6 protein-coding genes are annotated in these 8,467 nt (G+C 65.8%); 2 read left to right on the top strand and 4 right to left on the bottom strand.

Translation table 11 applies throughout. The annotated features are described in order from the left end of the window. On the bottom strand, nt 1-449 hold a 449-nt coding region (locus tag QZY06_RS01480), incomplete at its 3' end, for an SDR family NAD(P)-dependent oxidoreductase (protein WP_295679266.1). A gap of 49 nt (nt 450-498) precedes the next feature. After that, nucleotides 499-1,266 (bottom strand): glucose 1-dehydrogenase, encoded by a 768-nt coding sequence (locus QZY06_RS01475; protein WP_295679263.1) that lies wholly within the window; start codon nt 1,264-1,266, stop codon nt 499-501. Nucleotides 1,267-1,456: 190 nt separating this feature from the next. Here QZY06_RS01475 and QZY06_RS01470 point away from each other — a divergent pair, with 190 nt between their 5' ends. Further along, nucleotides 1,457-3,388 (top strand): adenine deaminase, encoded by a 1,932-nt coding sequence (locus tag QZY06_RS01470; protein WP_295679260.1) that lies wholly within the window; start codon nt 1,457-1,459, stop codon nt 3,386-3,388. 8 nt (nt 3,389-3,396) lie between these two features. Further along, nucleotides 3,397-4,542 (top strand): HupE/UreJ family protein, encoded by a 1,146-nt coding sequence (locus QZY06_RS01465; RefSeq protein WP_295679257.1) that lies wholly within the window; start codon nt 3,397-3,399, stop codon nt 4,540-4,542. A gap of 6 nt (nt 4,543-4,548) precedes the next feature. On the opposite strand, the gene malQ is transcribed toward QZY06_RS01465, so the two are convergent. Both malQ and glgX read right to left on the bottom strand, forming a co-directional pair. Beyond that, nucleotides 4,549-6,627, bottom strand: coding sequence for a 4-alpha-glucanotransferase (malQ, locus tag QZY06_RS01460; RefSeq protein WP_295679255.1), 2,079 nt, complete (start codon nt 6,625-6,627; stop codon nt 4,549-4,551). A 20-nt stretch (nt 6,628-6,647) separates the two neighbouring features. Continuing rightward, nucleotides 6,648-8,467: glycogen debranching protein GlgX (glgX, locus tag QZY06_RS01455; RefSeq protein ID WP_295679252.1), on the bottom strand; the 1,820-nt coding region annotated here is incomplete at its 5' end.

The raw sequence follows: 8,467 nt of genomic DNA, 5'->3' as shown, positions 1-8,467 counted from the left end.
GTGCCGATGATGCCGGCGACCGATGACAGGTTGATCACCGAGGCACCCGGCTTCATCACCCGCAGCGCGTGCTTCATGCCGAGGAACACGCCGGTGACGTTGACCTCCATGACCCGCTTGAAGTCATCGACCTCGCACTGGGTGATCAGCGCCGCGGTCTCGATGCCAGCGTTGTTGACCAGCACCTGCAGGCCGCCGAGCTTGGCAACCGCCGCCGCGACGGCCTGTTCCCACTGCGCCTCGACAGTCACGTCATGGTGGAAGTATTCGGCCTTGCCACCGGCGGCGCGGATGCGAGCCACCGTGGCTTCACCGACCGAGTCCAGCACGTCGGTGACCAGCACCGCGGCACCGGATGCCGCCAGCGCTTCTGCCACCGCGGCGCCGATACCGCGGGCACCGCCAGTGACCAGCGCGACCTTGCCATCCAATCGAAAAGGGTTGCTCATCTTGTTCTCCTCGCTACGCGATCGTGATTTTTGATTTTGAGGGACTGGCTCACTGCGCCGTATAGCCGCCATCGATGACCAGCTCTGAGCCGGTCACGAACTTCGACTCGTCACTGGCCAGATACAGCACGCCGTAGGCGACGTCCATGACCTCGCCGACGTGGCCGATCGGATGCAGGCTGTCGAGCCCGGCACGGCCTTCGGTCACGTCGCCGACCGACTTCAGGAAAGCTTCGACCATCGGCGTCAAGATATAGCCCGGATGCACCGAATTGACGCGCACCTTGAGGCCATTCTTGCCGCAGTGCAGGGCCGCCGATTTGGTGAAGATGCGCACACCGCCCTTGCTGGCGTTGTAGGCGGCGAGATTCGGATCGCCAACGATGCCTTCAATCGACGCGATGTTGATGATCGAGCCGTTCTTGCCGGTCATCACCGGGATAGCGTGCTTGGTGCCGAGGAACACGGCGTCCAGATTGACCGCCATGGTCTTGCGCCAGTCGGCCAGGGTCGTGTCGGCGGCGCTACCGGCGATTCCCACGCCGGCATTGTTGACCAGGACATGAAGCCCGCCGAAGCGTTCGACGGTGGCTGCGATGATCTTCGGCCAGCTGGCCTCATCGGTCACGTCCTGCTCGATGAAGATCGCGTCGCCACCCGCGGCCTTGATCGCCTTGACCACTTTCTCGCCGGCAGCGATATCGAGGTCGCTGACCACGACTTTCGCGCCTTCCTTCGCCAGCAGCAAAGCACAAGCCTCGCCGATTCCTTTCGCGCCACCGGTGACCAAAGCCACCTTGTTACTGACTCGCGCCATGTTTCTTCTCCTCGCCGCTGTTCTGCTGTTTTTGGGGACTGCTGTTTGAGGGAGCGACGCTAACAGGCGCTACCCCTGCCTCCCCTACACACACGGGTAGGGCCGCTCATGACAGGCGGTATGCCTATTGCCTGTAGCGACAGGAAGCGCGTTCGCGCTATCCACCTTCAGCATCGGGAATACCGTATCCATGAAACCTCATCGCCTGCTGGCCGCCTTGCTGCCGGCCCTGATCCTCGGTCTCAATGGCTGTGGCAAACGGACCGAAGCGCCCTCGCCTGCCGCTGGCGCAGCAGCACCGGCTCACGTGTTCAGCGAGGAAATCCGCACTCGCCAGCAACTGGTACAGGTAGCGCTGGCGCGCGAGCCGGCAGACCTGATCCTGCGCGGTGCCAAGGTGCTGAACGTGGTCACCCGTGAATGGCTGCCGGCGCAGGACATCGTCATCAAGGGCTCGCGGATCGCCTGGGTCGGGCCGCAGGGCGGCTGGCCGGGCACGGCCGCCGAGACTGTCGATGCCAGCAGCGAATGGGCGGTGCCCGGCTTCGGCGAATCGCACAAGCACATCGAGAGCACCTATCTGACACCAGAGTACGAAGCGGCGCTGGTGATCCCGCACGGCAACACCTGGACGGTCGAGGACAGCCACGAAATCTCCAATGTGATCGGCGAACACAACGTCGATTTCTGGCTGCGCGCCGAACGTGCCGGCAGCCCGCTGAAGATCTTCCCGTCGATTGGCTCGGCAACGCCGCCCACGGTCTACGAGCATGGCGGCGGCTATTACGGCTACCGCGAGATGTCGGCCTTCATGGAAGCCGATCCGCGGGTGATCTCGCTCGGCGAAGTGATGGACTGGCCGGCGGTCAATGATCCGAGCAACGGCGCTCATCAGCGCATCTGGGAAATGATCCAGGCGACGGTCGATCACGATGGCGTTGTCGAAGGTCACGGCGGCGGGCTGGTCAAGGCCGAGGAAATCAACGCCTTCGCCGCGGCTGGTCTGTCGTCCGATCACGAGGCGCGGCTGCCGCAGGAAGCCTTCGACAAGCTGCGCCGCGGCGTCTTCATCGAATCGCGTGTCGATCTCACCCGCGTGCTGATCCCGCTGCTGCTCAAGGAAAACCTGCAGGACTGGTCGAACATCTCGGTGACCACCGACGACCGCGATGTGCTCGCCACCCAGCAGCTCGGCTCGATGGACTACAACATCCGCACCGCGATCGAAGCCGGCCTGGCGCCGGAAATCGCCTATCAACTCGGCAGCTACAACACCGCACGGCACTTCCACATCGAGCATCTGGTCGGCTCGATCGCACCCGGCCGTTATGCCGACGTGGTGCTGCTCAGCGATCCGAAAACGGTGGCGATCAGCCGCGTCTATGCCAACGGCAAACTCGCCGGCAAGGGCAAGGACTACCAGCTGCCGATCCCGAAGATCGACTACCCGGACTGGGCGCTGCAGACGATCAAGCTCGGTCGCGAAATCGGCGCCGCCGACTTCCGCATCGAAGCCCCCGCCGGCCGCAAGGACGTCAAGGTCGCGCTGATGGAGCCGTTCTGGTTCGCACCCGACTTCATCACCGACACCCTGCCGGTGCAGGCCGATGGCAGCGTCGTCGCCGACCCGGCGCGCGGCATCATCAAGGTGGCGCTGGTCGATCGCTATCACGGCACTGGGGCGGTCTCGAAGATGTTCTGGCGCAATGTCGGGCCGAAGACGCCAGGCGCCGCCCTCGCCAGTTCGCAGTCGCACGACCTGCACAACATCTGGGTCGCCGGCAATGACGACGCGGCGATGGCACTGGCAGTCAACACCATCGCCGGCATGCACGGCGGCTGGGCGCTGGTCAGCGAAGGCAAGGTGGTCGCCAAGGTGCAACTCGACATCGGCGGGTTGATGACCGCGCGGCCGGTCAACGAAGTCGCTGCCGAGATGGAGCGCCTGCACCAGGCCGCCGACGCCATGGACTGGATCAACAACCCCGGCCTGCCGGATCGCATGCGCTTCGCCTTCCTCACCGCCTCGCCGTGGAAATGGCAGCTGGTCGCGCCCTATGACGGCAACCCGGGCGGCTTCGTCAATGTGGTCACCGGCGAAACCCATGCGGTGATCTGGTAACCGGCGCGATGCGCGCATGGGTGCATGCGGTTGCGGCGCTGCTGTTGTTCGGCATGGGCAGCGCGCCGCTGCAGGCGCATCTGCTGAACATGACGAAAGTGCAGCTGAACCTTGGGGCCGACGGCAGCGTCGCCGTCGAGCTGTCGCTGGACCTGACGCGCGCAGCCGGCGGAGGCACGGCCTACTACCAGTTCAGCCGTGCCGCTACGCCGCTGAGCGATGCCGCACTCACGCCGCTGCTGAACAAGCTGGCGCAGGCCATCGAGGTGCGACTGGACGGTGCGGCGATTCCGCTGCAGGTCGGCGAAGTCCGTCTGCCGTCCACCTTGCCCGAAGCCGAATTCCTGAGCCCGGTCGCCTGGCCGATGACCGAAATTCAACTGCACGGTGCGCTGCCCGCCCATGCGAGTGGCGCCTTGCAATTGCGTTTCGATCCCGCGTTCCCGTTCGAGGAACCGATTGCGCTGACTTTGCAGCGCCCGGACAACGGCGGCCGCATGACGCGTTGGCTGGTTGCTGGTCAGCTGAGTCCGCTGTTCCCACTGGAAGCCAGTGCTATCTCAGTCGCTGCCGCGTCTGAACAAGAACCAGCATGGCAGACGCTGGCTCGCTATCTGCGCTTCGGCTTCCTGCACATCATCCCGCGCGGCCTCGATCACATGCTGTTCGTGGTCGGGCTTTATCTCGGCACGCGCAAGCTCCGCAGCCTGCTTTTGCTGGTGACGACGTTCACTGTCGCCCATTCATTGACCTTGATCCTGGCCAGCTTCGGTGCGCTGCGCGTTCCTGCTGCGGTGGTCGAACCGCTGATCGCGCTGTCGATCGCCTGGATCGGTATCGAGAACCTGCGCTCCGATTCCACTCGCGTCAGCCGCAGTCGCGTGTTGATGGTCTTCGCCTTCGGCCTGCTGCACGGCCTCGGCTTCGCGGCTGCGCTCAAGGAACTGGGCTTGCCGCCGTCGAACTTCGTCGGCGCGCTACTCAGCTTCAATGTCGGCGTCGAACTCGGTCAGCTTGCGGTGATCGCGCTGGCCTTGCTGCTGAGCTTCCGCTGGCGACAACACGCGTCCTATCGGCGCCGGATCGTGATGCCGGGTTCTCTGGCGATCACGCTGCTGGCGCTGCTCTGGGCAGGACAGCGCCTGATCGCTTGAACACGCTCACGCAGAGCGGCGCATCGCGGCGATGCGCTTCATGCGATCGGCGATCAAGCTGCCCTCGAAAGCCTCCGCCGCGACGACCGGCAGACGCCGCCGCCAGTTCGGATGCTCGTCGATGGTTCCCGGCACATTCGGTTGTTCGATGACGCCAAGCAGATCCTCGAGCGGAATCAGCGCCAGCGGCGATGGCGTTGCCGCCACGAAAGCACAGGCGGCGTCGACGACCGTGGTCGGCGCGTCGACTGCCGGCATCTCGCCCGCCGCGACGCCGGCATGGACGAACGCCGCCCACAGCTTGCCGCGATCGATCTCGCGGCTGGCGCGGTCGCTGGCCTCACTCTGGCCTTCACCGTACAGCGCGAGCTGGGCGCGCCAGTCGATGTCTCGCGCCGTCCACCAGCCGGCAACGGTGGCTAGATCGTGCGTCGTGGTCATCGAAACCACGTCCACCAGCCAGCGCCCGGGCTCGATGAACAGGCCCCAGTCGCGCTCGAACCACAGCACCCGCATGCCGAGAATGCCGGCCGGGCTCATGCGCTGGCGGAAGCCATCCGGCACGGTGCCCATGTCCTCGCCGATGATCACGGCGCGATGGCGCCAGGATTCCAGTGCGATCAGACCGAACAGCGCTTCGATCGGATATTGCAGATAAGCGCCTTCACGCGGACCGGCACCATCGGGTACCAGCCACAGGCGGCCGAGGCCGATGACGTGGTCGATGCGCAGGCCGCCGGCATGGCGCAGCTGCGCGCGCAGCAGTTCGAGGAACGGCGCATAGGCGCCATCGATCAGGGCGCGCGGCGAGTAGGCGGTCAGGCCCCAGCATTGGCCGAGCGCGTTCAGCGCATCCGGCGGCGCGCCGACCGACAGGCCCTGCAGGAAATCCTGCGGCCGGCTCCAGCCGTGACTGCCACCACCATCGGCACCGACCGCGAGATCGCTGATCAGGCCGATCGCCATGCCGCCGGCTTTCGCAGCGGTCTGTGCGCCTTTCAAGCCCAGATCGGCCAGCCATTGCAGGCGCAGATGGAAGGCGACTTCGTCAGCCTGCGCTTCGGCGAACGCGGCGACTTCGGCACTGAGCGGATCGCGAAACGGCGCCGGCCACTCTTGCCAGTGCCACAGCGGCGGCGTCTGCGCGAGGAAATGCGCCTGCAGCGCTTCGAAGCGGGCGTGATCGCGCAGGCTCGCACCGCCCTCGGCGATGAAGCGCGCACAGTCTTCGCGCAGCGTTTCCGGCAAGGCATCGAAGCCGGCGAGCAGCAGGCGCGCCAGCCGCAGCCGGATGCGCGCGGCAGCCGGCCAGTCAACCAGCGGCTCGGCTTCGAGACGCGCGCTTTCCTCGGTCAGACCTTCGGCGGCCAATGCAGCATCGACAGCGGCCCGACCGAACACTTCCGAGAGATCGACGTGCAGCGCATTCAGGAACAGACGGCTCGATGGCGAATACGGACTGAAACGCTCGACATCGGCCGCGAACAACGCATGCACCGGGCTGACCGCCAGCGCATCGGCACCACGCTCGCCCAGGCTGCGCGCGAAACCCGCGAGGCCGGCATAGCTGCCGATGCCGCCATCGCCAGCCGAACGCAGCGAATAGATCTGCGCGGTCAGGCCCCAGAGGCGGCGCTCGCCGACCAGATCCTGCACCGTGAACGCAGACGGCGGCACCACGGCAAGCTGCACTTGCTGGTCATTGAGGCTGAGCGCGTGATAGCCGATGGTGTCGAACGGGCCGATGCTGCAGATGCCGTGGGTGCTGCAGGCGGCACTGCCAGTCAATGTCTCGCCGCTTTCCAGAATCAAGGTGTAGGCACGCGCGGCTTCTTCGGCAATGCGGCCGACTTCGACGGTCTCACCAGCCCGCACCACCAGCATCGGCGCCAAGCGCGCGTTGTCGCGTTCGTCGCTGAGCCGATGCAGTTCCCGAGCGCAGGCTTGTTCATCGTCTACCTGATAGCCAAGCGCACCGAGCACCGCCTGCAAGGTCGTGAGGCTGACTTCGCGATGCACGCCCTGCCAATCGATCCAGTGCGTCGCCAGACCGGCAGCGATGGCGAGTTCATGCAATGCGGACATCGTTCAACGCTCCGATGAGCTCAAGTGGGTTTGGTCATGGCTGATGCTGTGATCAACACGACGCTGTAAGCGGCAACGGTCAGGCTGCCGCCTTCGACGATCGCTTCCGCAGCCTCGGGTGTCGCACTGTCTGTGAGCAGGCGCCATGCCAGACGCGGTTCCGGCAGCAGGAAAGTCGCGTCATCGGACGAGCCGTTGACCAGCACCAGGCTGACATCGACGATGCCGCCCTCGCGCTGGCCATCGGCCAGCACCGCGCGGCGCAGGATCACGCGACGGCCGTGCATGTCCTGCCAGGCTTCGGGCGTCATCTCGTCGGCGCGTTCGTCGAACCAGGCGATGTCGGCAATACCCGGCAGCGGCTCGCCTTGACCATGCAGAAATTGCTCGGCGCGCAAGGATGCGTGCGCTTTTCGCGCCGCGATCAAACGCGCGACGAAGGCGGTCTGCAGACGGCCTTCGGCGCTGTCGGCGCGTTGCCAGTCCAGCCAGCTGGTCTTGTTGTCCTGGCAGTAGGCGTTGTTGTTGCCGCTTTGCGTCTGGCCGAACTCGTCGCCGGCCAGCAGCATCGGCGTGCCGTGGGCGGTCAGCAGGGTCGACAGCACCGCGCGGCGGATGCGGCCGCGCTGGTTGTTGATGGCCGGATCGTCGCTTTCGCCTTCGACACCCCAGTTGCAGCCGTGGTTGTCCGAATGACCATCGCGGTTGTCTTCGCCGTTGGCGAGGTTGTGCTTCTCGGTGTAGCTGACCAGATCGGCGAGCGTGTAGCCGTCGTGCGCGGTGATGAAGTTCAGCGAGGCGGCCGGCCGGCGGCGATCGTGATCGAACAGATCGGCCGAGCCCATCAGCCGCGCGGCAAGCGCCGGGCGCATCGCGCTGTCACCGCGCCAGAAGCGGCGAACGTCGTCGCGGAAGCGATCGTTCCACTCCGAGAAGCCGGGCGGATGGCGGCCGAGCTGGTAGCCGCCGGGGCCGATGTCCCAGGGCTCGGCGATCAACTTGACCCGGTTCAGCACCGGATCCTGCCGGATCGCATCGAAGAAGCCGGAGCCCGGATCGAAGCCGGTCGGCTCGCGGCCGAGCGTCGATGACAGATCGAAGCGGAAGCCGTCGACATGGAACATCTGCACCCAGTAGCGCAGCGAATCCATCACCAGCTGCAGCACCCGCGGATGGCTGAGGTTCACCGTGTTGCCGCAGCCGGTGTCGTTGATGCAGTGGCGTTCGTTGCCGGGCAGCAACCGGTAATAGCTGGCGTGGTCGAGGCCGCGGAAGCTCAGGGTTGCACCGAGTTCGCTGCCTTCTCCGGTGTGGTTGTAGACGACGTCGAGGATCACTTCGATGCCGGCCGCGTGCAGACGGCGGATGGCCGTACGCAGTTCGCGCAGGCCGCCTTCGCCGCCACCATCAGTCAGGTAGCGCGGGTCCGGCACGAAGTACGAAAGCTGGTTGTAGCCCCAGTAATTGCGCAGCTTCTTGGCCAGCAGCACGCGGTCCTGAACGATGGCGTGGATCGGCAACAGCTCGACTGCGGTGATGCCGAGCTTCAGCAGGTAGTCGATCGTGCGCGGATCGCCGAGCCCGGCGAAGGTGCCGCGCTCCGGCGCGCGGAGATCGTCGCGACGCATGGTCAGGCCGCGCGGGTGCGCTTCGTAGATCACCGTCTTCGACCACGGCACATTGGGTGGGCGATCGTCGCCCCACTCCAGCACCTGCTCGCAGACCACCGCCTTTGGCATGCCGGGCGCGCTGTCGCGGCGGTCATAGGAAAGATCGGCTCGCGGCGAGCCGACGCGATAGCCGTACAGCGCGTCAGACCAGACCAGCGCGCCGGCCAGCT

Source organism: uncultured Nevskia sp., from assembly GCF_903885465.1.
Lineage (GTDB): Bacteria > Pseudomonadota > Gammaproteobacteria > Nevskiales > Nevskiaceae > Nevskia.
This window is presented reverse-complemented; position numbering and strand designations above follow the sequence as displayed.